This window comes from Rhizobium sp. BK060 (assembly GCF_014193145.1).
In the GTDB taxonomy this organism is placed as follows: domain Bacteria; phylum Pseudomonadota; class Alphaproteobacteria; order Rhizobiales; family Rhizobiaceae; genus Rhizobium.
The window spans coordinates 52,641-75,390 of sequence record NZ_JACHYW010000034.1; the positions used below are offsets into that span (position 1 = coordinate 52,641).

At 59.9% G+C, this 22,750-nt stretch carries 25 protein-coding genes and 2 riboswitches; of the genes, 16 read left to right on the top strand and 9 right to left on the bottom strand.

Annotation, left to right across the window (positions count from 1 at the left end):
* Window positions 1–75 precede the first annotated feature (75 nt).
* The 9 genes from FHT71_RS27295 to FHT71_RS27335 all read left to right on the top strand — a co-directional run bounded on the left by FHT71_RS27295 (window position 76) and on the right by FHT71_RS27335 (window position 9,020).
* Window positions 76–1,242, top strand: coding sequence for a cysteine desulfurase family protein (locus tag FHT71_RS27295; protein ID WP_132593104.1), 1,167 nt, complete (start codon window positions 76–78; stop codon window positions 1,240–1,242).
* Window positions 1,243–1,385: 143 nt separating this feature from the next.
* On the top strand, window positions 1,386–2,855 hold the full coding sequence (sufB, locus tag FHT71_RS27300; RefSeq protein WP_007789605.1) for a Fe-S cluster assembly protein SufB: 1,470 nt from the start codon (window positions 1,386–1,388) through the stop codon (window positions 2,853–2,855).
* Window positions 2,856–2,927: 72 nt separating this feature from the next.
* Window positions 2,928–3,683 (top strand): Fe-S cluster assembly ATPase SufC, encoded by a 756-nt coding sequence (gene sufC, locus FHT71_RS27305; protein WP_007789606.1) that lies wholly within the window; start codon window positions 2,928–2,930, stop codon window positions 3,681–3,683.
* Window positions 3,684–3,706: 23 nt separating this feature from the next.
* Window positions 3,707–4,981 (top strand): Fe-S cluster assembly protein SufD, encoded by a 1,275-nt coding sequence (sufD, locus tag FHT71_RS27310; protein WP_183722884.1) that lies wholly within the window; start codon window positions 3,707–3,709, stop codon window positions 4,979–4,981.
* Between the two features lie 12 nt (window positions 4,982–4,993).
* Window positions 4,994–6,235, top strand: a complete 1,242-nt coding sequence (locus FHT71_RS27315) for a cysteine desulfurase (RefSeq protein WP_132593100.1) — start codon at window positions 4,994–4,996, stop codon at window positions 6,233–6,235.
* An 11-nt stretch (window positions 6,236–6,246) separates the two neighbouring features.
* Entirely contained in the window at window positions 6,247–6,627 is a 381-nt protein-coding gene (locus FHT71_RS27320) for an SUF system Fe-S cluster assembly protein (RefSeq protein WP_132593099.1), read from the top strand.
* 135 nt (window positions 6,628–6,762) lie between these two features.
* On the top strand, window positions 6,763–7,155 hold the full coding sequence (gene sufA / locus FHT71_RS27325; protein ID WP_007789610.1) for a Fe-S cluster assembly scaffold SufA: 393 nt from the start codon (window positions 6,763–6,765) through the stop codon (window positions 7,153–7,155).
* A 135-nt stretch (window positions 7,156–7,290) separates the two neighbouring features.
* Window positions 7,291–7,908: a LysE family transporter gene (locus FHT71_RS27330; protein ID WP_132593097.1), complete on the top strand. Its 618-nt coding sequence runs from the start codon at window positions 7,291–7,293 to the stop codon at window positions 7,906–7,908.
* A gap of 329 nt (window positions 7,909–8,237) precedes the next feature.
* Window positions 8,238–9,020 carry an alpha/beta hydrolase gene (locus FHT71_RS27335; RefSeq protein ID WP_132593095.1) on the top strand — a complete coding sequence of 261 codons (783 nt, stop codon included), beginning with the start codon at window positions 8,238–8,240 and terminating at the stop codon, window positions 9,018–9,020.
* Window positions 9,021–9,084: 64 nt separating this feature from the next.
* On the opposite strand, the gene FHT71_RS27340 is transcribed toward FHT71_RS27335, so the two are convergent.
* The 5 genes from FHT71_RS27340 to FHT71_RS27360 form a co-directional block, all read right to left on the bottom strand.
* Window positions 9,085–9,330, bottom strand: coding sequence for a DUF982 domain-containing protein (locus FHT71_RS27340; RefSeq protein WP_183722890.1), 246 nt, complete (start codon window positions 9,328–9,330; stop codon window positions 9,085–9,087).
* A gap of 98 nt (window positions 9,331–9,428) precedes the next feature.
* Entirely contained in the window at window positions 9,429–12,293 is a 2,865-nt protein-coding gene (gene gcvP / locus FHT71_RS27345; RefSeq protein WP_183722886.1) for an aminomethyl-transferring glycine dehydrogenase, read from the bottom strand.
* A complete protein-coding gene (gcvH, locus tag FHT71_RS27350) occupies window positions 12,293–12,655 on the bottom strand; it encodes a glycine cleavage system protein GcvH (RefSeq protein WP_132593089.1) in 363 nt (120 codons plus the stop codon). The genes gcvP and gcvH overlap by 1 nt, the downstream gene beginning before the upstream one ends.
* 24 nt (window positions 12,656–12,679) lie before the next feature.
* The gene (gcvT, locus tag FHT71_RS27355; protein ID WP_132593087.1) at window positions 12,680–13,816 is read right to left on the bottom strand and encodes a glycine cleavage system aminomethyltransferase GcvT; all 1,137 of its coding nucleotides are present in this window, start codon (window positions 13,814–13,816) and stop codon (window positions 12,680–12,682) included.
* Between the two features lie 74 nt (window positions 13,817–13,890).
* Window positions 13,891–13,971, bottom strand: a riboswitch (glycine riboswitch).
* Between the two features lie 3 nt (window positions 13,972–13,974).
* A riboswitch (glycine riboswitch) is annotated at window positions 13,975–14,062 on the bottom strand.
* A 111-nt stretch (window positions 14,063–14,173) separates the two neighbouring features.
* Window positions 14,174–14,443: a hypothetical protein gene (locus tag FHT71_RS27360; RefSeq protein WP_037081971.1), complete on the bottom strand. Its 270-nt coding sequence runs from the start codon at window positions 14,441–14,443 to the stop codon at window positions 14,174–14,176.
* 121 nt (window positions 14,444–14,564) lie between these two features.
* Here FHT71_RS27360 and crcB point away from each other — a divergent pair, with 121 nt between their 5' ends.
* The 7 genes from crcB (at window position 14,565) to FHT71_RS27395 (ending at window position 20,085) form a co-directional block, all read left to right on the top strand.
* The gene (gene crcB / locus FHT71_RS27365; RefSeq protein WP_132593085.1) at window positions 14,565–14,942 is read left to right on the top strand and encodes a fluoride efflux transporter CrcB; all 378 of its coding nucleotides are present in this window, start codon (window positions 14,565–14,567) and stop codon (window positions 14,940–14,942) included.
* Window positions 14,943–15,032: 90 nt separating this feature from the next.
* On the top strand, window positions 15,033–16,028 hold the full coding sequence (locus tag FHT71_RS27370; protein ID WP_037081974.1) for an RluA family pseudouridine synthase: 996 nt from the start codon (window positions 15,033–15,035) through the stop codon (window positions 16,026–16,028).
* Window positions 16,025–16,678 carry an HAD-IA family hydrolase gene (locus tag FHT71_RS27375; RefSeq protein ID WP_007789624.1) on the top strand — a complete coding sequence of 218 codons (654 nt, stop codon included), beginning with the start codon at window positions 16,025–16,027 and terminating at the stop codon, window positions 16,676–16,678. The genes FHT71_RS27370 and FHT71_RS27375 overlap by 4 nt, the downstream gene beginning before the upstream one ends.
* 8 nt (window positions 16,679–16,686) lie before the next feature.
* Complete coding sequence (locus FHT71_RS27380; RefSeq protein ID WP_132593083.1) at window positions 16,687–17,472, top strand: ATP12 family chaperone protein; 786 nt, start codon at window positions 16,687–16,689, stop codon at window positions 17,470–17,472.
* A gap of 70 nt (window positions 17,473–17,542) precedes the next feature.
* Window positions 17,543–17,998, top strand: coding sequence for a hypothetical protein (locus tag FHT71_RS27385; RefSeq protein ID WP_007789628.1), 456 nt, complete (start codon window positions 17,543–17,545; stop codon window positions 17,996–17,998).
* A 32-nt stretch (window positions 17,999–18,030) separates the two neighbouring features.
* Window positions 18,031–19,563 (top strand): acyl-CoA carboxylase subunit beta, encoded by a 1,533-nt coding sequence (locus tag FHT71_RS27390; RefSeq protein WP_007789629.1) that lies wholly within the window; start codon window positions 18,031–18,033, stop codon window positions 19,561–19,563.
* Window positions 19,564–19,689: 126 nt separating this feature from the next.
* Entirely contained in the window at window positions 19,690–20,085 is a 396-nt protein-coding gene (locus FHT71_RS27395; RefSeq protein WP_132593081.1) for a DoxX family protein, read from the top strand.
* 44 nt (window positions 20,086–20,129) lie between these two features.
* Here the strand turns inward: FHT71_RS27395 and sugE are convergent, their stop codons facing one another.
* From sugE to gfa, 4 genes are all read right to left on the bottom strand, one after another.
* Window positions 20,130–20,444 carry a quaternary ammonium compound efflux SMR transporter SugE gene (gene sugE, locus FHT71_RS27400; RefSeq protein ID WP_007789633.1) on the bottom strand — a complete coding sequence of 105 codons (315 nt, stop codon included), beginning with the start codon at window positions 20,442–20,444 and terminating at the stop codon, window positions 20,130–20,132.
* Between the two features lie 132 nt (window positions 20,445–20,576).
* Window positions 20,577–21,410, bottom strand: a complete 834-nt coding sequence (gene fghA / locus FHT71_RS27405; RefSeq protein ID WP_132593077.1) for an S-formylglutathione hydrolase — start codon at window positions 21,408–21,410, stop codon at window positions 20,577–20,579.
* Entirely contained in the window at window positions 21,407–21,874 is a 468-nt protein-coding gene (locus tag FHT71_RS27410) for a YaiI/YqxD family protein (RefSeq protein WP_132593075.1), read from the bottom strand. The genes fghA and FHT71_RS27410 overlap by 4 nt, the downstream gene beginning before the upstream one ends.
* 98 nt (window positions 21,875–21,972) lie before the next feature.
* Complete coding sequence (gfa, locus tag FHT71_RS27415; RefSeq protein ID WP_132593073.1) at window positions 21,973–22,551, bottom strand: S-(hydroxymethyl)glutathione synthase; 579 nt, start codon at window positions 22,549–22,551, stop codon at window positions 21,973–21,975.
* Window positions 22,552–22,750 lie beyond the last annotated feature (199 nt).

A 22,750-nucleotide genomic window follows, 5' to 3' on the forward strand; every position in this document is an offset into this window, starting at 1 on the left:
TAAGGCAAGCCCGGCCGAAATTTCAAGGAAAATGAGCCGAGGCGTCGTGCAAGCTTAAAGCGCAGGACAAAGATCATGGCGCCGCCACGCCTTTATCTCGATTGGAACGCGACTTCGCCGCTGCATCCGCATGCGCGCGACGCGGTTCTGCGTGCAATGGATCTGTTCGGCAATCCGAATTCGGTGCATGGCGAGGGCCGGGCCGTCCGCGCAGCCATAGAAAGTGCGCGGCGCCAAGTGGCAACGCTTGCGGGCGCCGATCCTGCGCATGTGATCTTCACGAGCGGCGCCACCGAGGCGGCCAATATGGTGCTGACGCCGGAATTTAGGATGGGGCGGACGCCGCTGGCAATCGGTCAGCTCTATTATTCCGCGGTTGAGCATCCTGCAGTTCGCGAAGGTGGGCGCTTCCCGAAGGAACGGACGACGGAAATTCCGGTGACAGAGGCGGGCGTCGTCGATCTCGATGCGCTTGGCGCCTTGCTTACGGCGCATAACAAGGCGACCGGGCTGCCGATGGTCGCCGTCATGCTGGTCAACAACGAGACCGGTATCGTTCAGCCGATCGCCGACGTTGCGAAAATCGTACAGGCGCATGGTGGCCTGCTTGTCGTCGATGCGGTGCAGGCGGCCAGTCGTTTGAGGCTCGATACCAACGCACTTGGCGTCGACTTCATGATCGTCTCATCGCATAAGATCGGCGGTCCGAAAGGCGCCGGTGCGCTGATCACCCGTGGCGAAGTCCTAATGCCGCGGCCGCTGATCCATGGCGGCGGCCAGGAGAAGGGTCACCGCTCGGGGACAGAGAATTCGCTTTCGGTGATTGGCTTCGGCGCTGCTGCCGACGCAGCTGTTGCGGAATTGGATGCGCGCAATGAAGTCGCGTCGGCTCTACGTGATCGACTGGAAACCGGCATGCGAAGCGCTGCGCCTGACGTCGTCATCTACGGCGCCGAAGGCCAACGTGTTTCGAATACGACTTTTTTCACGCTTCCAGGGCTGAAGGCCGAGACTGGCCAGATCGCCTTCGATCTCGAAGGTGTGGCGCTCTCTGCCGGGTCCGCCTGCTCATCCGGCAAGGTCGGCGAAAGCCATGTTCTGGTTGCCATGGGGCGTGACCCCAAGCTCGGTGCTTTGCGCATTTCGTTGGGCTTTGCAACGACCGAGGACGAGATCGACAAGGCGATTTCGGTCTTTGCGAAAATAGCCGCTCGGCGCAAGCTGGCCGGGGAGGCGGCGTGACCGCTTCATAAATTTGCGGAAACGCAATTTTCCGCTTGCCATTCGGGCTGAAAAGTCCCTTTTGGCCACCTACATACGGGGCAAACGATACTGCCCGAACGACAAGCTGCCGGACCTTTTCTCCGGCGAGATTGGAGAATGACATGCCCGCCGTCCAGGAAACGGTTGATCGCGTCCGCGAGATTGACGTCGATCAGTATAAATACGGTTTCGAGACCATCATCGAAATGGACAAGGCACCCAAGGGCCTGTCCGAAGACATCATCCGGTTCATTTCCGCCAAGAAGCAGGAGCCGGAATGGATGCTCGAATGGCGTCTCGAGGCCTATAAGCGCTGGCTGACGCTGGAAGAACCGACCTGGGCGCGCGTCGATTATCCGAAGATCGATTTCAACGACATCTACTACTACGCCGCACCGAAAAGCACGCCTGGCCCGACGTCGCTTGACGAAGTCGATCCTGAAATTCTCAAGGTCTACGAAAAGCTCGGTATTCCGCTCAAGGAGCAGGAAATCCTGGCCGGTGTCGAGAAGCCGAAGATCGCCGTCGATGCCGTCTTCGATTCTGTTTCCGTCGTCACGACCTTCAAGGAAGAGCTGAAGAAGGCCGGCGTGATCTTCATGTCGATCTCGGAGGCAATCCGCGAGCATCCGGAACTGGTGCAGAAATATCTCGGTTCCGTCGTTCCGACCACCGACAACTATTATGCGACGCTGAACTCGGCCGTCTTTACCGATGGTTCGTTCGTGTTCGTTCCGAAGGGCGTTCGCTGCCCAATGGAGCTGTCCACCTACTTCCGCATTAACGAGAAGAACACCGGCCAGTTCGAGCGCACGCTGATCATCGCCGAGGAAGGTGCATACGTTTCCTACCTTGAAGGCTGCACCGCGCCGCAGCGCGACGAAAACCAGCTGCATGCCGCCGTCGTCGAGCTCGTTGCTCTCGATGATGCCGAGATCAAATATTCGACCGTTCAGAACTGGTATCCAGGCGATGCCCAGGGCAAGGGCGGCATCTACAACTTCGTCACCAAGCGTGGCGATTGCCGTGGCGACCGGTCGAAGATCTCCTGGACGCAGGTCGAGACTGGTTCCGCGATCACCTGGAAGTATCCGTCCTGCATCTTACGCGGTGATGACAGCCGCGGCGAGTTCTACTCGATCGCCGTCTCGAACGGCCACCAGCAGGTCGACAGCGGCACGAAGATGATCCACCTCGGCAAGAATACGTCGAGCCGCATCATCTCCAAGGGTATTGCGGCCGGCGTATCGCAGAACACCTACCGCGGCCAGGTATCGGCGCACCGCAAGGCATCCAACGCTCGCAACTTCACGCAGTGCGATTCGCTGCTGATCGGCGGCAAGTGCGGCGCCCATACGGTTCCGTATATCGAGGCGAAGAATTCCACGGCGCAGTTCGAGCACGAGGCAACCACCTCGAAGATCTCGGAAGACCAGCTTTTCTACTGCCTGCAGCGCGGCATCCCAGAGGAAGCGGCGATCGCGCTTATCGTCAATGGCTTCGTCAAGGAAGTCCTGCAGGAGCTGCCGATGGAATTCGCCGTAGAGGCGCAGAAGCTTATCAGCATCTCGCTCGAAGGCAGCGTCGGCTGACGCAATACGACATGAATGCGCGAGGGCGCGTGGATCGCGCCTTTCTCCGATTGCTTTTTATGGGACAAAACCATGCTTGAAATTAAGAACCTGCACGCCCGCATCGCTGAAGACGGCACCGAGATCATTCGCGGACTGAACCTCACGGTGAAGGCCGGTGAAGTTGCTGCCATCATGGGCCCGAACGGCTCCGGCAAGTCGACACTTTCATACGTCCTGTCGGGGCGCGAAGACTACGAAGTCACCGAAGGCGACATCCTTTACAACGGCGAGAGCATCCTGGAACTAGACGCTGCCGAGCGTGCGGCCAAGGGCATCTTCCTGGCCTTCCAATATCCGGTCGAAATTCCGGGCGTGGCCACCATGCAGTTCCTCAAGGTTGCGATGAACGAACAGCGCAAGGCGCGCGGCGAAGAAGAGCTGAAGACCCCCGACTTCATGCGCCTCGTCAAGGACGCTGCCGGCAAGCTGCAGATCAACACCGAAATGCTGAAGCGCCCGCTGAACGTTGGCTTCTCGGGTGGTGAGAAGAAGCGCGCCGAAATCCTGCAGATGGCGCTGCTGCAGCCGCAGCTTTGCGTACTTGACGAGACGGACTCCGGACTCGACATCGACGCGCTGAAGATCGTTGCCGATGGCGTCAACGCGCTGCGTTCGCCGGATCGTGCCGTCGTCGTCATCACCCACTACCAGCGTCTGCTCGACTACATCGTTCCGGATACCGTTCACGTTCTCTACAAGGGGCAGGTGATCAAGTCGGGCGACAAGGCGCTGGCGCATGAGCTGGAAGCCAACGGCTACGCCGACATCATCGGTGCGGCAGCCTGATTTAGGCGGAAAGGACGGGTCTCATGAACATGCAGACGACGAGCCGCCAGACCGCCGCTGAAGCGGCGCTCATCGAGGCTTTCAACAACCAGGTCGGCGAGCTACCGGGAGACGGTTCGGTCATCGCCATCCGGGACAGGCTGCTTGACGACCTGAAGAAGGCCGGCCTGCCGACGCGCCGCATCGAGGCCTGGCACTATACCGATCTCAAGACGCTGTTGCGCGCCATTCCGGAACAGGTCGGCGACGCTGGTTCGGAAGCCCGCGACCCGCTGGTTGAAGAATCCTCGATCCTTTCGGTTATTCAGGGTGTGCCCGATCTCAGGGCTTGGGTCGATGGCCTCGATATTTCGAGCTATGCGGCTCAGCTTTCAAACGGCACGGCTGCCACCGGCCTCGGCGCATTCGGCAGTGATGACGCGATCGGCCGCATCAACGGCAGCTTCGTGCGGGATGGCTACGTCATTGACGTCGCCGCCGAAACTGCGCTTGAGGAACCGCTCGAGATCCAGTTCGTTCATGCTGGCGGCCAGACGCATACGCGCCTGCCGATTAGCTTCGGCGCAAACGTGAAAGCGACGGTCATCGAACGTCACCTTGCAGTGACCTCCGACGCCGCTTTCGTGTCGCACGTCAGTGACATCACGGTTGGAGAAGGTACGGAGCTCACCTGGATCATTATCCAGCAGCAGGGCGCAGAGGATACGCACCTCGGCCAGATCCGGGTCGATCTCGGCGCCGATGCCAAGCTGAAGCTTTTCGTTATCAATGCCGGCGGTAAGCTCGTTCGCCAGGAGCTGCACATCAAGGTAACGGGCGAGGGCGCCGATCTGACGCTTCGCGGCATCAACCTGCTTGGCGCCGAAACGCACACGGACGTTACCATGGTTCTCGGCCATAACGTTCCGCATACGGGCTCCACGGAAGTGATCCGCAACGTCGTCTTCGACCGCGCCAAGGGCGTCTTCCAAGGCATGATCCGCGTTGCTCCGGACGCGCAAAAGACCGACGCCAAGATGGCTTGCAATACGCTTCTGATGTCCGACGACGCCGAATTTTCGGTGAAGCCGGAACTGGAGATCTTCGCTGACGACGTTCAGTGCGGTCACGGCGCGACCGTTGCCGACATTGACGACAATCATCTCTACTACATGATGGCGCGCGGCATTCCGGAGAACAAGGCGCGCGCAATGCTCGTCAACGCCTTCGTTGCCGAGATCGTTGAAGAACTGGAAGACGAAGCGCTGGTCGCGTCGCTGGAAGGCGTCATCTCGGCCTGGCTCGAAAAGCACGCCTGATCGGATAGCATTATGGACAAGATAGTTCCGGCCACCACATACGACGTCGAAGCCATTCGCAAGGATTTTCCGATCCTTGCGAGGGAAGTCTACGGCAAGCCGCTGGTCTATCTCGACAACGGTGCCTCCGCTCAGAAGCCGCAGGCCGTCATAGACGCGATTTCGCATGCCTACTCGAACGAATATGCGAACGTTCACCGTGGTCTGCATTTCCTTTCGAACGCCGCGACCGACGCGTATGAGGGCGCGCGCGAAAAGGTCCGGCGCTTCCTGAACGCGCCTGATGTCAACGACATCGTGTTCACGAAGTCTTCGACGGAGGCAATCAATACGGTCGCCCATGGCTGGGGCATGCCGAAGCTTGGAGAGGGCGACGAGATCGTCATCTCGATCATGGAGCATCACTCCAACATCGTGCCGTGGCATTTCATCCGCGAACGGCAGGGCGCCAAGCTGGTATGGGTGCCTATTGATGACGAGGGCGCCTTCCATATCGAGGACTTCGAGAGAAGCCTGACCGACCGCACAAAGCTCGTCGCCATCACGCATATGTCGAATGCGCTCGGCACGGTGGTTCCGGTGAAGGAGATCTGCCGCATCGCGCACGAGCGCGGCATTCCGGTTCTGGTCGACGGGTCGCAGGGCGCCGTCCATATGCCTGTCGACGTGCAGGACATCGATTGCGACTGGTACGTGATGACCGGCCACAAGCTCTATGGCCCGTCCGGGATCGGTGTGCTCTACGGCAAGAAGGAGCGGCTTCGCGAGATGCGGCCCTTCCAGGGCGGTGGCGAAATGATCTTCGAGGTGACCGAAGATGCCGTGACCTATAATGATCCGCCGCATCGCTTCGAAGCCGGGACGCCGCCGATCGTGCAGGCAATCGGGCTCGGCTATGCGCTCGACTACATGGAGAAGGTTGGCCGCGAGGCGATCGCGCGCCATGAGGCGGATCTTGCCACTTACGCCGCGGAGCGGCTGCAGGCGGTGAATTCGCTGCGCGTTTTCGGCACCGCGCCAGGCAAGGGCGGCATCTTCTCCTTCGAGCTTGCCGGTCTGCATGCGCATGATGTGTCGATGGTGATCGACCGTCAGGGGGTTGCGGTGCGCGCGGGAACCCATTGCGCCATGCCGCTCTTGAAACGTTTCGGCGTCACCTCCACATGCCGGGCGTCCTTCGGGATGTACAATACACGCGCCGAGGTCGATGCCTTGGCCGATGCGCTGGAATATGCGCGTAAGTTCTTTGCTTAAGGAGTGTCCGTATGAGCCTGGACGAAAGCAAACAGAAGATCGACGTGCGCGAAGGCATCGTGCATTCCAGCATTCCGGCCGACGAACTGGCGCGGCTCAGCGACGATGTGATTTCGGCGCTCAAGACGGTCTATGATCCTGAGATTCCTGCCGATATCTTCGAGCTCGGGCTGATCTACAAGATCGACATCGAAGACGATCGCATCGTGAAGATCATGATGACGCTGACGGCGCCCGGCTGCCCGGTCGCCGGCGAGATGCCCGGCTGGGTCGAAAATGCTGTCGGCGCGGTCGAGGGCGTATCCGGCGTCGAGGTTGAAATGACCTTCGATCCACCGTGGACACCGGATCGAATGTCGGAAGAGGCGCAGGTCGCCGTCGGCTGGTACTAGCATGACCCCGGAAAGTTGCAGACTTTTCGGACACGATCATACGGCAGGCTGGTATTGATCGGTTAAGCCGCTGGCACTACATTTGAATCGTGAAACGCCGGACCTTGAATCCGCGCGCGGAAGGAGAAGAAGCCGATGGGCTTTGCAGTAATGAGTATGACGGAAGCCGCCGCGAACCGCGTGAAAGCGATCCTCGAAAACTCCGGACCGGAGGCCAAGGGCATTCGCGTCGGGATCAAGAAGGGCGGCTGCGCAGGGATGGAGTATACCATCGACCTCGTGACGGAACCGAATGCGAAGGACGACCTGATCGAGCGCGATGGCGCGAAGGTTTGGGTCGAACCGTCCGCCGTGCTCTACCTTCTCGGCACCGAAATGGGCTTCGAGAGCACAACGCTACGCTCCGGTTTCACCTTCACCAATCCAAACCAGACGTCAGCCTGCGGCTGTGGCGAATCCGTCGAGTTGAAGCCAGCGGACCTCGCGGCGCTTGCCGCCCAAGGCAACGCCGTCGTACCGGCACACTGATTGGCACAATCCCCTGAATTGTTGATGAGGCCGCCGGCTTTGGCGGCTTTTTGTTTTACCTCGTCGTGACTGCCCTTTAAAGGCCCGGTACGGAGGGCCCGTGAAACGCGCCAGCGGAAGGGAATCGACGAAAGAATGCTACTGCTGTTCCTGAAAGGCGCTCTGCTGGGTGTCATCATTACCGCGCCACTTGGGCCGATCGGGATGCTGTGCATCAACCGCACGCTCGAGCGCGGTTTTCTGGCGGGCTTCTCTTGCGGGTTCGGGACGGCGGTCGGCGACGCCAGTTACGCCCTTGTCGCGGTAACCGGCATTGCCGTTTTTGAAGAGTTGATGTCGGCCGCCACCCTGCCATTGGCATTCGGCGGAGGGCTGCTCTTGCTCGGGCTCGGGTATCGCGGATTGACCCACGATCCAGTTCAGGCCGCAGATGTGAGGGCAGGCGGACTTATCGGCACGACGCTGGCGACCTTCCTGCTTACGATCTCCAACCCGGCGACCATTCTCTCCTTCGGCGCTCTCTTTGCCGGTTTTGGGCTGACAGAGGAGACACGGCGTTTCAGCTCGGCAGTCATCGTTGGTGGAGTATTCTGCGGATCACTTGCCTGGTGGTTCTTTCTAAGCAGCGCGGTGAACCTTGCTAGGGAAAAACTGCCCAAGGATTTCACAACGAAGGTCGCGCGAGGAACGAGCTATCTTCTGGTCCTCTTCGGGTTTGTCGCACTCGCCTCAGCACTCCACTCGCTACTTTAAAGCATCATGGCAGGGCGCTTGATCCTGCGTGGTGTTGTGGCCACGCAGAGCGAATCTGTCAGCCTTGGCAACTGATCTATACCTATGTGTAGTGCAGGGTAGGTTGACCGGTTGGCGCTTCCTCAATAGATTCATTTGCGAACGGGCCGCATCGCACGATGCGCTTCGCAAATGCCCGTCCGAAGAGTTGTCCATCGCCAACGGTGCTGGTGCGGCAGCGACAAGAAAAGCCACTTCAAACGAGTCTTGCAGGCCGCATGGTTGGATGCGCAGCCAGAGCTGACGCGCGCTTGTTTTACGGTCAATTCAACGCTCAGGGAGCACTGATCATGATGATGAACAGACGGACATTCTCAGCAGCACTCGTCGCAGGCGCGGCAGCTTCCCTCATCTCTATCCGTGGTATGGCCGCGCCTGCTGCCCCGGTGAAAGCGCGAAACGTCGTGTTGGCACACGGACTGTTTGCCGATGGTTCCTGCTGGACCGAGGTCATTGCTCGGCTGCAGGCTGCGGGGCTCAATGTGACGGCCGTGCAAAATCCTCTAACGACGCTGCCCGAAGCCGTCGCCTCGGTGCAGCGCGTACTCGACCGGCAAGATGGTCCGACAGTTCTGGTCGGGCATTCGTTCTCCGGCATGTTGGTTACCGAAGCGGGGGGGCATCCGAGCGTATCGGCGCTTGTTTATGTGGCTGCGCGTGCGCCTGACGCCGGCGAAGACTATACGGCCCTTGCCAAGACATTTCCGACACCGCCGGCCTCAGCGGGCATCGTCTTCGATGGAGACGAGGGACGACTGACCGAAGCGGCATTCCTGCGTGACTTCGCCGGAGATCTCCCTGAGGCGAAGGCGAAAGTGCTCTATGCCGTGCAGGAGCCGTTCCACAAGGCGCTCCTCACGGGTAAGACGACACAGGCGGCATGGCGCTCGAAGCCCAGTTGGTATGCCGTGTCGACCGAAGACCGAACGATCGATCCCGACCTCGAGCGCTTCATGGCCAAGCGGATGGGCGCCAAGACCATCGAACTGAAATCGAGCCATCTGTCACTGATTTCGCACCCGGACGCCATTGCCAGCTTGATCCTGGAAGCCGCAGGGCAGCAGAGGGCATAGCAGAAATCTCCGCTGCTCGCTCTGTACGCCGACACAATGAAAGCGCACCCGAGCGGGCGAGCGGTCAGCTCTTGATATCGATGCCGGCCTCGACAGCGGCGGCTATGAAGGCTTTGCGAGCGTCGTCGTTGGTGCGTTTGCCCTTGATGACGTCGGCGCACACCAATAATGCCTTGTCGAGTGCCGAACCGTCTTCAGTCGGCCAATCCTCGATCATCGCCCAGGAAGCGGCCTGTGTGGTCGCGATGGTCACGTATTTGCCCGGCTCTTCAAGAGCGAGCAGAACCGGCCTTGGCCACGGAGCCTGCATCACAGAATCGCTGTCGTCTTTTGGCATTGCGCGCAGACCTTCACTCTCAGGTATTCGTGAATACGGCCTTCCCTGAAAAAGGGAAGGCCGTTTGCTTATTATTCAGCAGCTTCTGCGTAGCTTTCGACCGGCGGGCAGGTGCAGACCAGATTGCGGTCGCCGAAGACGTTATCGACGCGGTTGACCGGCGACCAGTATTTGTCGACGCGGAAGGCGCCGGGCGGGAAGCAGGCCTGTTCTCTGCTGTAGGGACGATCCCACTCACCGACAAGGTCTTCGACGGTGTGGGGAGCGTTCTTCAGCGGGTTGTTGTCCTTGTCGGCGCGGCCTTCCTCGATGTCGCGGGCCTCCTGACGGATCGCCAGCATCGCTTCGCAGAAGCGGTCAAGCTCGGCCTTGGTTTCCGATTCCGTCGGCTCGATCATCAGTGTACCTGCAACCGGCCAGCTCATAGTCGGCGCGTGGAAGCCGCAATCGATCAGGCGCTTAGCGACGTCGTCGACCGTAACACCAGCGCTGTCGGCCAGCGGGCGGGTGTCGATGATGCACTCATGCGCCACGCGGCCGGCTTCGGACTTGTAGAGCACGTCGTAGGCACCCTTCAGGCGGGCCGCGATGTAGTTGGCGTTGAGGATCGCCACTTTGGTCGCCTGCGTCAGGCCTTCGCCGCCCATCATCAGGCAGTAGCTCCAGGAGATCGGCAGGATTGAGGCAGAGCCGAAAGCAGCCGCGGAGACCGCGCCCGGACGGCCATCCGTTTCCGGGTGTCCTGGCAGGTAGGGTGCCAGATGCGCCTTGACGCCGATCGGGCCCATACCGGGACCGCCGCCGCCATGCGGGATGCAGAAGGTCTTGTGCAGGTTGAGGTGCGAAACGTCCGAGCCGATATCACCGGGCCGGGACAGACCAACCATGGCGTTCATGTTGGCGCCGTCGAGATAGACCTGGCCGCCGTGCTTGTGCACGAGGTCGCAGATTTCCTTGACGGTTTCCTCGAAGACGCCGTGCGTCGAGGGGTAGGTGATCATGCAGCAGGAGAGGTTTTCCGCATACTGCTCCGTCTTGGCGCGGAAATCATCCATGTCGATATCGCCGTTCTCGCGAACCTTGACGACCACGACCTTCATGCCGACCATCTGAGCGGAGGCAGGGTTGGTGCCGTGCGCGGAGGTCGGGATGAGGCAGACGTCGCGGTGACCATTGCCATTGGCGATATGATAGTTACGGATCGTCAGCAGACCGGCATACTCGCCCTGCGCACCGGAGTTCGGCTGCATGGAGAAGGCATCATAGCCTGTCACGGCGCAGAGCTTCTCCGTCAAGTCGTCGATCATCTCGCGATAGCCGAGCGCCTGATCCACTGGAACGTATGGGTGGATATCCGCGAACTCGGGCCATGTGATCGGCAGCATTTCCGCCGTCGCGTTCAACTTCATCGTGCAGGAGCCGAGCGGGATCATCGCGCGGTCGAGCGCCAGATCGCGGTCGGACAGCCGGCGGATATAGCGGGTCATCTCGCTTTCGGCGCGGTTCATGTGGAAGATCGGATGGCTCAGGTACTCGCTGGTGCGGGCGAGGCCCTTCGGCAGCCGATAGCTCGGCTCGAAATCGCCCACAGCAAAGTTACCGCCGAAGGCGCGCCAGACGGCCTCCAGCGTCGCCGGGCGGGTGCGCTCGTCGAGGCTCATGCCGATCTTCGTAGCGCCAACCTTGCGTAGATTTACGCCTTCGGCGACTGCGGCGCGCAGGATGACGCCCTGCATGTGACCGACATCGACAGTGATCGTGTCGAAGAAGGTCTCGGGCTCGATGGTATAGCCGAGCTTTTCCAGGCCCTTGGCCATCAGCACGGCCTTCTGGTGGACCTGCTGGGCGATCGCCTTGATGCCCTTGGGACCGTGGAATACGGCGTACATCGAGGCCATAACGGCGAGCAGGACCTGCGCGGTGCAGATGTTCGACGTGGCCTTCTCGCGGCGGATATGCTGTTCGCGGGTCTGCAGCGACAGGCGGTAGGCACGGTTGCCGCGCGCGTCCACAGAGACGCCGACAAGACGGCCGGGCATGGAGCGCTTGTGTGCGTCCTTGACCGACATGTAGGCGGCATGCGGGCCGCCGTAACCGACAGGAACGCCGAAGCGTTGCGAATTGCCGATGGCAATGTCCGCGCCCATTTCACCGGGCGACTTCAGCAGCGTCAGGGCCAGGATGTCAGCAGCGACTATGGCGACGGCGCCGGTCTGGTGCAGGCGCGAGATCAGACCGGTGAAATCATGCACGTGGCCGTGCGTGCCTGGATACTGGAAAATGGCACCGAAGACGTCGACCGGATCGAGATCGGTGAAGGGGTTGCCGACAATGACGCTCCAGCCCAGTGGCTCGGCGCGGGTCTTGATCAGTTCGATCGTCTGCGCATGGCAGGCGGCGTCGACGAAGAAGGCTTTCGCCTTCGACTTCGAGACGCGCTCGGCCATCGCCATGCCTTCTGCGGCTGCGGTCGCTTCATCGAGCAGCGAGGCGTTGGCGACGTCAAGGCCGGTGAGGTCGCAGATCATCGTCTGGTAGTTCAGCAGCGCCTCGAGGCGGCCCTGGCTGATTTCGGGCTGGTAGGGCGTGTAAGCCGTGTACCAGGCCGGGTTTTCCAGGATGTTGCGCTGGATGACCGGCGGCGTGATGGTGCCGTAGTAGCCCTGGCCGATCAGCGAGACGAGCACCTTGTTCTTGTTGGCGGTCTCGCGTAGCTTGTCGAGCGCCTCGCGTTCCGTCATCGGCGCGCCCCAGACGAGAGGCGCCTTCTGGCGGATGGAGGGTGGTACCGTGGCGTCGATCAGCCCGTCGAGGCTGCCGTAGCCGATCACCTCCAGCATATCCGACATTTCGGCCGGGGACGGGCCGATGTGGCGACGGTTGGCGAAGTCGTAGGGCTGGTAGTCGGTAAACTGGAATTCGGTCGGCGTCGTCATTACGCAGTGAGCTCCTTGTAGGCCGCTTCATCGAGCAGGCCGTCGGCATCAGCGGCATTCTTGAGCTTCAGCTTGAAGAACCAGCCAGCGCCTTGGGGATCGGAATTGACCAGCGACGGATCTGCGGTGATCGCCGGGTTGACTTCGGTGATCTCGCCGTCAAGCGGACAATAGACGTCAGAAGCAGCCTTCACGGACTCAACGGTTGCGGCATTGTCATTCTTGGAAAAGGTGGTGCCGACTTCCGGCAATTCCACGAAGACGAGGTCGCCGAGCTGTTCAACGGCGTAGGTGGTAATGCCGATCGTCGCGACGCCGCCCTCGATCTTCAGCCACTCGTGTTCTTCGGTAAACTTCAGCATGATTGTTCTCTCCGGAAAAATGTTTCAGCGTTTGTAGGTCGGTGTAATAAAGGGGAGGGCACTGACGATGACCGGCAGGTACTTGCCGCGCACTTCAGCATAGACCTGGGTTCCAACAGCCGCCTGGGCGACCGTGACGTAGCCCATTGCGACGGGATGCTCGACCGAGGGGCCGAAGCCGCCCGAGGTCACTTCGCCGATCTCCGTCTTGCCTTCAGCATCCGCAAAGAGCTTGGCGTGGCCGCGAACCGGAGCCTTACCCTCAGGCTTCAGGCCGACACGGCGGCGGGCAGCGCCCTTTTCAAGCTCGGCCAAGATGCGGTCTGCGCCAGGAAAACCGCCTGCACGGGCGCCGCCCGTCTTGCGCGCCTTCTGCATACCCCATTCGAGCGCAGCTTCCACAGGCGTGGTGGTCGTGTCAATGTCGTTGCCATAGAGGCAGAGGCCCGCCTCGAGGCGCAGGCTGTCGCGGGCACCGAGGCCGATCGGCGCCACGTCCGGATGCTCGAGCAACCGCTTGGTGACATCCTCCGCCTTGTCTCCCGGGATCGAGATTTCAAAGCCATCTTCGCCGCTATAGCCCGAGCGGGAGACGAGACAGGAAACGTCATGCAGCCGGCAATGGCGCACGTCCATGAACTTCATTGCCGCGACATCGGCCCAGAGTTCCGCAAGCACTTCGACGGCGCGCGGTCCTTGCAGGGCGATCAGCGCACGATCGAGCAGCGTGATGTCGCAGGTGTCGCCGATATGCTTCTGCAGGTGAGCAAGATCGGCATCCTTGCAGGCGGCGTTGACGACGACAAAGAGATGGTCGTCGAGATGGGTAATCATCAGGTCGTCGAGAATGCCGCCGTTGCCATCGGTGAAGAAACCGTAGCGCTGGCGACCTTCGGTAAGACCGAGGATATCGACCGGAACGAGGCTTTCGAGCGCAAGCGCGGCGTCCTCATATTTTCCGGACTTTGCCTTGATGACGACCTGGCCCATGTGGGACACATCGAAGACACCGGCCGACGTGCGGGTCTGGATGTGCTCCTTCATGACGCCGGCCGGATATTGTACCGGCATGTCATAGCCTGCGAAGGGCACCATGCGGGCGCCAAGCGACAGATGCAGCGCGTGAAGCGGAGTTTTCTTGAGGGCAGCAGTATCGTCCAACGACGCCTCCGGGGTTTGCGCCTGGAATTCCATGCGCGGGCTCAAATCTTCAGACGCGGTTGCGCCTTGCATTTCGAGCCCCCTCTGTCCCTGTGCCTGAGATTGTTATCCCTTCGGCGAGCGTTTCGAAAACGCTTCTCTCCAGAGTTCCGTCTGCCCCTTGCTGGTCCTTTGGCCTGAGAGTTTCCGGGGCGGTTGCTCCTTCGGCACCGGTCGTAGACGACCAGCTTCTCCCAACAAGGTCGAGGGCAATTATCTGGCCAGGGCTGTACTTGGCAAGGGGGAATGTCGCCGCCGAACAAATTTTTGTCGCGTAGATTTGAGTATAGCGCGACGGAGCGAGGAGGCGGGTGATGCTCAGCTGTCGCTGTAGAGTTTCAATGCCTGCTTCAACCCAGCCTGTGGCTGCCGTTGCCCCATCGTCATTAGATCCAGCGCGACTTCCGTCGATTGAATGATGTTGGCCGGTTCTTCGACGTCTTGGCCGCTGGCCGTCCTCATCTGACGGTCTGCTGCGCGGCGAGCTTCTTTCGCAGCCGTGCTTGCGGACACGCGCTGCGGAATCCGCAACGTATCAAACGCTGCGGCCGCGGTGCTCGCAGCTATAGTGCCTACCAAGACTGTCATACGGTCAGAATAAGGCGTCGCACGTTCTTAACTGGCTAAATTAACCGCTGGCATTTTATGCATCTTGATCTTCTCCGGAGATGATTGGAATTTCCGGCGCGGCAAAAACAGAGACGACTCAATGATTCAGGCCATACTTGTCGCCGTTGGCGGCGCAATCGGTTCCGTCCTCAGATACTACGTCAGCCAGTGGGCTCTCAGGCTCGCAGGCCCGGCCTTTCCGTGGGGAACACTGACCGTCAATGTTGTCGGCTGCTTTGTCATTGGCGTCTTCGCCGAAATGATCATTCGACGCTTCGATGCATCGCCGGAATTGCGCCTGCTGCTGATCACCGGCTTTCTCGGTGGCTTCACGACCTTCTCGGCATTCTCGCTCGATGCCATTTCGCTCTTCGAGCGTGGAGCAGTTGTCTCGGGCGCTGTCTATATCGTCGCAAGCGTCGGCCTGTCGATGGCCGGGGTAATCGCCGGACTGGCGCTCATGCGTGCAATCTTGTGAGATTACGGTTTCCGTTTTCGGCGAAAATGCTCTAAAGCCAGCCGCAAAGGCCGCACAGCGCGCCTAAGACCATTTTCCGAAAGATGACGTATGGCGGGTATCGAACACAAAAAAGTGGAGCTGGACGAGGCGGGCATGCGGCTCGATCGCTGGTTCAAGGTGCACTTCCCGGGGCTCGGTTTCGGCCCACTCCAGAAGCTTCTGCGATCGGGTCAGGTCCGCGTCGATGGCGGACGCGTGAAAAGCGATACGCGCGTGCAGCCAGGGCAGGTGGTGCGCGTGCCGCCGCTCGATGTCGACGCCAAGTCGAAAAACACGCCGATCGCCGGCCATGATCTGAAACACGGGGGCGATTACGAGCTTCTGCAGCGCATGGTGCTGCATGAAGACGACAAGGTGATCGTCCTGAACAAGCCGGCCGGTCTTGCCGTGCAGGGCGGGTCTGGTGTGACGCGGAATATCGACAAGATGCTCGAAGCATGGACCAGCCCGAAGGGCGAAAAGCCGAGGCTGGTGCATCGCCTCGACCGCGATACATCCGGCGTCCTTGTCATCGCCCGCACCCGAGGCGCCGCACAGAAACTGACGGCAGCGTTTCGCGAGCGTGATACCAAAAAGACCTATTGGTCGCTGGTAAGAGGCGTTCCGCGCAAGCACGAGGACAAAATCTCGACCTGGCTGGTGAAGGAAGCGACCGCGGATGGCGACCGGATGCGTGTTGCCAAGCACGGCGAAGACGGAGCCGATCACGCGATTTCCTACTATCGCGTCTTGGAAACCGCCGCGCAGAACCTCGCTTGGCTCGAGATGGAACCCTATACCGGACGGACGCACCAGCTGCGCGTTCATGCGCTTCATATCGGTCACCCGATCATTGGCGACCCCAAGTATTTCATCGAGGATCCGAACTGGGATGTCCCGGGCGGTATCCAGAAGCGGCTGCACCTGCATGCGCGCAAGATCGACATTCCGCACCCCTCCGGCGGCAGACTGCGCGTCAGTGCACCTTTGCCGCCGCATATGGTGCAGACCTGGAACCTGCTCGGCCTCGATCTCGCATCCCAGGAAAGGGAAGACGACGAATGAGGCTCGCACTCTTCGATTGCGACGGGACGCTGGTCGACAGCGCCGCGCTGATCCATGAGGTGATGGCGCGGACATTCGTGCATTTCGGCTATGACCGGCCTGATGTCTCGTTGACGAAGTCGATCATCGGACTGACGCTGGATATCGCGATCGCGCGGATGCGTGGAAAGCCTCATGTCGACGATGAAGCGATCGCGATGACGGCGCATTATAGGGCGATCTATACCGGTGTCCGTGACGAACCTGGAATGGACGTGCCGCTCTTTAACGGCATCAAGCCGCTGGTCGATGAATTGGCGCGGAACGATGACATTCTGATCGGCGCGGTAACCGGCAAGTCGCGTCTCGGTCTTATCCACATCCTCGAAAAACATGGTCTTGCACCACATTTTATTGTTTCGCGTACTGCGGACGACTGCCCATCGAAGCCGCATCCAGCTATGGTAATGGAGTGCTGCAGCGAGACCGGCATGAATCCCGCCGATGCCATCGTCATCGGTGATGCTGTCTACGATATGCAGATGGCGAAGGCTGCGGGCGCGAAGGCGGTAGGTGTGTCGTGGGGTTATGCCAGCGTGGACGATCTGGTGACTGCGGGTGCCGACAGCATTGTTCGCCATCCGAGCGATATTTTGAAGCACTTTTCCTGAGGTGAGGTATGCGTGATCTGTTGAACGACCAAGCTGAAGGATTGAGTCATCCAGACCCAATCCGTCGCGCCCAGATCCAGATGAAGAAGCCATTGCCGAAGCGCTTCTATAAGACAGTCACAATCCGGGAACTCGACGAAGGCTTCTCGATCGAACTGGATGGCAAGGCAATCCGGACGCCAGCCCGCAAGCTGCTTGTTGTCGCGACGAAGCCGCTTGCAGAACTTCTTGTGCCAGAATGGGAGGCACAGGCCGAGCTCATCGACCCTTCAACCATGCCCGTGACCCGGCTCGTCAACACCGCTATCGACGGGGTTGCAACCGATACGCAGGCCGTCTTTGACGACATTCTGCGCTTCTCCTCAAGTGATCTTCTCTGCTATCGCGCCGATGCACCGCAGGAACTCGTCGAGCGTCAGAAAGAGCTTTGGGATCCAGTGCTCGATTGGGCCGCTAATTCGCTCGGCGCGCGCTTCATTCTGATCGAGGGTGTCATGCATCACGATCAACCACCGGAAGCCATCTCCGCGTTTTCCGCGGCGTTGAAGCGGCACGACAAGGCCACGGTCCTCGCCGCCCTACATACCATCACAACGCTGACCGGCTCGGCGCTGCTGGCGCTTGCCTTTGCCGAACGTGTCCTATCGGCGAAGAACGTCTGGTCGCTCGCACATCTCGACGAAGACTGGACAATCGAGCATTGGGGCAGCGACGAAGAGGCCGAAGAACGGCGGGAGAAGCGCTTCGAGGATTTCAAGGCCGCTGCGGACGTTTTTTTGGCCATGAAGGGCTGAAACATATTGCTTTGATGTCAGTTATCGCGAAAATCTGCGACTCTATCGGGGGCGGATGCGGATTTTTTTAATGAACTGGCTCAAGTCGTGCTTTTTTCGGGTTGCGCTTATCTGCATCGCCCTCGCGTCCTGCTCGCTCTTCGCAAAGGAGCAACCCGGCCCAGTCTATGACGTCCGAAGCGCTGTCGTTGTCAGCCCGCAGAAGATACCGCCCGCAATCCTTGCCGGGGTCGGTGATCGGGTAAATGCGGCGATCAACGCTACGGTGCGGACCGAAGTCTATCCACGCGTCGTGCTGACGATCCGCATCCTGTTCGTCGAAAAGGGCCAGGGCCTCGACAAGAGCCGGAATGTCGCGAAGGTCAGCATCGATGCTGCTTCGGTCGAAGACGGATCGGTCATTGCCGTTAGCTCGTTCGAGGTCACGAGCTTCTCCAACAGTCCCACGGCCGCCGACGAAATCCTTGCCGAGGACATCGCCGCCCGCATTCGTTCGGCTTTCTCGCTAAGCGCCGGACGCGCTTGAACCGGCCGCGATATCCGCGGTGAGGAGTATCTATGAAGGAAATTCTTGAAGAACTCGAACGTCGCCGAGGGATTGCAAGGCTCGGTGGCGGCAAGGCGCGTATCGACGCGCAGCATCAGCGCGGCAAGCTGACGGCGCGCGAGCGAATTGATCTCTTCCTCGACGAGGACTCCTTTGAGGAGTTCGACATGTTCGTCGAGCATCGATCGAGCGACTTCGGCATGGACAAGACGCGGATTGCCGGCGACGGCGTCGTCACCGGCTGGGGTACGGTGAACGGACGAACCGTGTTCGTTTTCGCCAAGGATTTCACGGTGTTCGGCGGCTCGCTCTCCGAGGCGCATGCCGAGAAGATCATGAAGGTGCAGGATATGGCGCTCAAAAACAGGGCGCCGATCATCGGCATCTACGATGCCGGCGGTGCTCGCATCCAGGAAGGCGTCGCTGCGCTTGGCGGCTACGCTGAGGTGTTTCAGCGCAACGTGCTCGCGTCGGGCGTCATTCCGCAAATCTCGGTTATCATGGGACCGTGCGCCGGCGGCGACGTTTATTCGCCCGCAATGACTGATTTCATCTTCATGGTCCGCGACACGTCGTACATGTTCGTGACCGGCCCGGATGTGGTGAAGACAGTCACCAACGAGACCGTCACCGCGGAAGAGCTCGGCGGCGCTTCTGTGCATACCACGAAGTCCTCGATTGCCGACGGCGCCTACGACAATGATGTCGAGGCGTTGCTGCAGGTTCGCCGACTTATTGACCTTCTGCCACAATCAAACACCTCGCCAGTGCCGGAAATCGAATGTTACCAGCCGGTGACAGACATCGATGCATCGCTGGATACGCTGGTGCCAGCCAACGCCAACAAACCCTATGACATCAAGGAATTGATCCAGAAGACAGTGGACGAGGGTGATTTCTTCGAGATCCAGGCAAGCTTCGCCAAAAACATAGTCTGCGGCTTCGGTCGGATCGAGGGCTCGACCGTCGGCTTCGTGGCAAACCAGCCAATGGTGCTGGCCGGTGTGCTCGACAGCGATGCGTCGCGAAAGGGGGCACGGTTCGTCCGCTTCTGCGACTGCTTCAACATTCCGATCGTAACGTTCGTGGATGTGCCCGGCTTCCTGCCGGGTACCGCTCAAGAATATGGCGGACTGATCAAGCACGGCGCAAAGCTGTTGTTCGCCTATGCAGAGGCGACGGTGCCAAAGCTGACGGTGATTACGCGCAAGGCGTTCGGCGGAGCTTATGACGTCATGGCATCCAAGCATCTGAGGGGCGACTTGAACTATGCCTGGCCAACGGCTCAAATCGCGGTCATGGGTGCCAAGGGTGCAGTCGAGATCATCTTCCGGAAGGATATCGCCGATCCCGAAAAGATCGCTGCACACACGAAGATGTATGAGGACCGTTTCCTTTCACCATTTGTGGCAGCTGAACGAGGCTATATCGACGAGGTGATCATGCCGCATTCTACGCGGCGGCGCCTGGCGCGCGGCCTCAAGATGCTTCGCAACAAAGACCTGAGCAATCCCTGGAAGAAGCACGACAATATCCCGCTTTGAGGAGACTAGATTGGGGAAAGCTAAGGAAAATCAAGAAGAAGTGATCGTCTGTCAGCGATCCGTGTCTTCATTCCTTTTGGCGAAGCAGCTAACGCTCCGCTGTCTTTACTCAAAAGGAAAGTCTACATGTCGAGTTTGGAACGACTGAGCGCATATCAGCCTTATTCGCTCGCCGCTTTGCGCGTTATTACGGCACTGCTCTTTATCGAGCACGGAACGATGAAGCTTTTCGCGTTCCCAGCTGCACAAATGGAAGGCCCGCTGCCGCCCTTGATGCTGGTTGCCGCTCTGCTCGAAGTCGTCGGTGGCCTTATGGTGCTGATCGGCCTGTTCACACGGCCGGTCGCCTTCATCCTGTCGGGCCAGATGGCGGTCGCCTATTTCATGGCGCACGGACCAAAGGCGTTCTGGCCGGCCCTGAATGGTGGCGACGCTGCAATTCTATTCTGCTTCATCTTCCTATTCATCTTCTTCGCCGGAGCTGGTGCTCTGTCGATCGACCACCGCAAGGCGGCCGCCTAACAGCGATAAATGCCGCGACCGGTTTTACCGGCCGCGGCTGCAGCTCATGCCGTGGCCTTCAAGCCGGCGATCCCCGCAACAATCATTGAAATGCAGAGCAGACGTGGGGCAGTGGCGGCATCACCGAGTAGCCAGATGCCGAGCAACACGGTGCCAACGCTACCGATACCCGTCCAAATAGCGTAGGCCGTCCCAATCGGCAGCGTCTTGACGGCAATGCCCAACAGCACGACGCTGACGATCATGGAAATGGCGGTCAAAGTGGTCGGTACCAGACGCGTGAAACCGTCGGTGTATTTCAAACCGATCGCCCAGCCACATTCGAAAAGTCCGGCAAGAAAAAGCAGAAGCCAAGCCATCGTAAGTCTCCATCCTCAGAGCGAAGACGTTCCCGATGCGCCAGGGTTCAGATCAAGCCCGGGACTTTGGGAACGCTTCAACTCACGTAGGAAACGTCATGGCAGACCTACCACCCGTTTCTTGCGCGTGCCTCAGGCAAGCCGCTCGGCATGCCACTTCAGGTGATCGTCCATGAAGGTCGAGATGAAATAGTACGAATGATCATAGCGCTCATGCATGCGCAGTGTGGCCTTGATATCAGTATTCTTGACGGCGTCTTCGAACAGCCAGGGACGCAGCCCGTTCTCCAAGAAACCATCAGCCTTCCCTTGGTCGATCAGGAACTCAGGGAAACGTGCTCCATCGCTTACCAAGGCGCAGGCATCGTATTTGCGCCAGGCTGCGCGGTCAGCTCCGAGGTATTTTTCAAACGCCGGAGCCGACCAGTCCGCGGTCGAGGGTTCCACGATCGGCGCAAACGCCGAGCAGCTCTTGAACCGATCCGGATTCTTGAGTGCAATGGTCATTGCGCCATGCCCGCCCATTGAGTGGCCGAAGATGCCCTGCCTGCTCATGTCCATGCGGAAGTGTTGGCTGACATAGGCCGGGAGCTCTTCGGTGATGTAGGTGTACATCTGGTAGTTCTCCGACCATGGCTCTTCGGTCGCATCAAGATAGAAACCTGCACCCTTGCCCATCTGCCAATTGGTGAGCTCATCCGGTACGTCATTGCCGCGCGGGCTTGTGTCCGGGCAGACGATAATCAAGCCGAGTTCGGCAGCCATGCGTCGATACTCGCCCTTTTCCATGACGTTCGCATGCGTGCAGGTCAAGCCAGAGAGGTACCAGACAACAGGGCAGGGCTCTTTGATGGCCTTTGGGGGAACGAAAACTGCAAAGGTCATATCGCACTTGCAGGCGTCGGATTGGTGCGTGAAGACACCTTGCATGCCGCCGAAGGCGGTCGTCTGTGAAATGATGTTCATTCTCTATCGTCCGTTCTTGGAGTAGGTGCCTTTGCCCGGCGGCACAGGCGATCGAAAGTTTCGAGGAAGCGGGAGCGATCCTTCGGGCCGAAGGCAGGACTGTAACCCTTGCTTTCGCCGGTCTCTCTCAAGTGAGCGCCGAGATCGCGCATGGCGCTGGCCATGCCGATATTCGTGTTGTCGAAGACGCGACCCGTCGGACCGCTGACAAGGGCGCCGGTCGCCACGCAGCGGACCGCTAGCGGGACATCGGCGGTGACGACCACATCACCGGCGCCGGCATGTTCGGCAATCCAGTTGTCGGCGGCATCGAACGAGGCCGAGACGATGACATTGTGCACCATCGGGTCGCGCGAAGGGCGCAGACCGGAATTGGCCACGAAGGTCACTTCGATGCCGTGGCGCTCGGCGACCTTGAGGATTTCCGGCTTCACGGGGCAGGCGTCTGCATCGACATAAATCATGAATTCAATCTTTGGCTGAAACGCCACGCGGCCCTGAGGGGCCGTAGCGGCGGTTCGTTCGGGTCTCATAGTCCGACGGCTGCCCTTCGTTCAAGACATCAGGCTTCCTTCAGCGTGCCTGCCTTCTTAGCTACCCAGGTTGCGATGACATCCATCAGCGTCGGATTCAGGCAGTCATAGGGCGTGAGGCCGAGTTCGTTCAGGCGACCACGAACACCTGCCATCGCCGAAGGCGGGGTGCCCGATTCGATGATCGACGAGACGAAGGCCGCGAATGTTGGCTCCGGCCAGCCCCCTTCCTGGAAGCGTTCCGGATGGATAAAGTCGAGCCCTTTGAACGCATGTTCGCGCTCCACCGGTCCGTACATATGGACGCCGCAGCCCTTGCAGGCGTGGCGCCGGATCAGCGCATCCGGATCGACGATCTGCAGCTTGTCGCCATTCTCCAGCACGGTGACGTTTTCATGCGGGGTCACGGCGACGACTGAAAAGGCCGCTCCCTTCGGCTTCCAGCATTTGGTGCAGCCGCAGGCGTGATTGTGGGCGATGGTGCCCTTGATCGCGACCTTGACAGCGCGGTCGGTGCAAGCGCAGACCAGCGTGCCGCCATTAAAATTTGCCTGGCCTTTCTTCACGCCGCCGTCGAGGGCGGGGTGTATCGATACTTGACTTGGCATGTTCAGCTCCTCCTCTTTAGCTGCCCACGGCTCCCAAATCAGGATCAATTTGCGAAAAAGCCGCAGGCCATTTCAAAGTCGTGCCGCATTCCGTCGTCTTCTCCTCAATACAGTACCACGCTTCGGATGCTTGTCCCCGAATGCATGAGCTCGAAGCCCTTGTTGATGTCTTCGAGGGCCAAGGTGTGGGTGATCATCG